The 1353-nt window shown below is 64.7% G+C and carries 1 protein-coding gene; it reads right to left on the bottom strand.

Going from position 1 to position 1353, the window contains the following annotated elements; translation table 11 throughout:
• Window positions 1-1225, bottom strand: a 1225-nt coding sequence (locus MLGJGCBP_RS21565) for an IS256 family transposase (protein WP_160097950.1), incomplete at its 3' end; no start/stop codon positions are given.
• Window positions 1226-1353 lie beyond the last annotated feature (128 nt).

The following is a 1353-nucleotide window of genomic DNA, read 5'->3' on the forward strand; positions in this document are numbered from 1 at the left end:
CGGTGGTCCCGGTGGTCCCGGTGGTGCTGTCGGTGGGCTTGTCGTTGCGGGAGCGCGCTAGCGCGTCCAGGCCGAGATAGCGACGCCCTTCGATCCACTCGTCGTGCTGCTCGGCCAGGACCGCCCCGACGAGCCGGATCAGGGCGGTGCGATCAGGGAAGATCCCGACCACATCGGTCCGTCTGCGGATTTCTTTGTTGAGGCGTTCCTGCGGATTGTTGCTCCAGATCTGCTTCCAGATTTGCTTGGGAAATGCGGTGAATGCCAACAGGTCCGACCGTGCGGCGTCGAGGTGGTCGGCGACCTTCGGCAGCTTCTCCGATAAGGCATCGATGATCCGATCATATTGGGCATGAACGGAATCCGCGTCGGGTTGGTCGTAGACCGAGTGCAGCAGCGTCTTCACCCAAGGCCACGATGCCTTCGGGGTCACCGCCATCAGGTTCGTCGAGTAATGGGTTCGGCACCGCTGCCACGAGGCGCCCGGCAGGGTCGCGCCGATGGCCGCGACCAGCCCGGCGTGAGCGTCGGAGGTCACCAACCCGACCCCGCTCAAACCGCGGGCGACCAGGGAGCGGAAGAACGCGAGCCAGCCGGCGCCGTCCTCGGACGAGGTCACATCCACGCCTAGAATCTCGCGGTAACCGTCGGCGTTGACGCCGACCGCGACCAACGTGTGCACGTTGACCACCCGTCCGTTCTCTCTCACCTTGAGCACGAGGGCATCGGCGGCGACGAACGTGTACGGTCCGGCATCGAGCGGCCGGCTGCGGAACGCTTCGACCTGCGCGTCGAGGTCTTTGGCCATCACCGACACCTGCGACTTCGACAACGAGGTGATGCCCAACGTTTCGACGAGCCGGTCCATCCGGCGGGTCGAGACTCCGAGCAGGTAGCAGGTCGCCACCACCGAGGTCAGGGCCTTCTCCGCCCGCTTGCGGCGTTCAAGCAACCAGTCGGGGAAGTACGAGCCGGACCGCAGCTTGGGGATCGCCACGTCGAGTGTGCCGACGCGTGTGTCGAAGTCGCGGTGTCGGTAGCCGTTACGGGAGTTGGTGCGCTCGTCGGAGCGTTGTCCGTAGCCGGCGCCGCACAGCGCGTCCGATTCGGCGCCCATCAGGGTATGGATGAACATCGTCAGCAACTCGCGCAGCAGGTCGGGACTCGCACCGGTGAGGCGGTCGGTCAAGATCTGCTGCAGGTCGATATCGTGGGCAGTGGTCATCGCGTGCTCTTTCGTCGAGTGGAGTTGGTAGCTCTCCCGAAGAATCACGCGATGACCGCCTATCTTCTGGTTACGACACGCCGGTACTTCCGATCCCCAGCTCGTACACCATCTTCATGGACGCAACC

It is taken from the genome of Rhodococcus sp. T7 (genome assembly GCF_009872365.1).
Lineage (GTDB): Bacteria > Actinomycetota > Actinomycetes > Mycobacteriales > Mycobacteriaceae > Rhodococcus_F.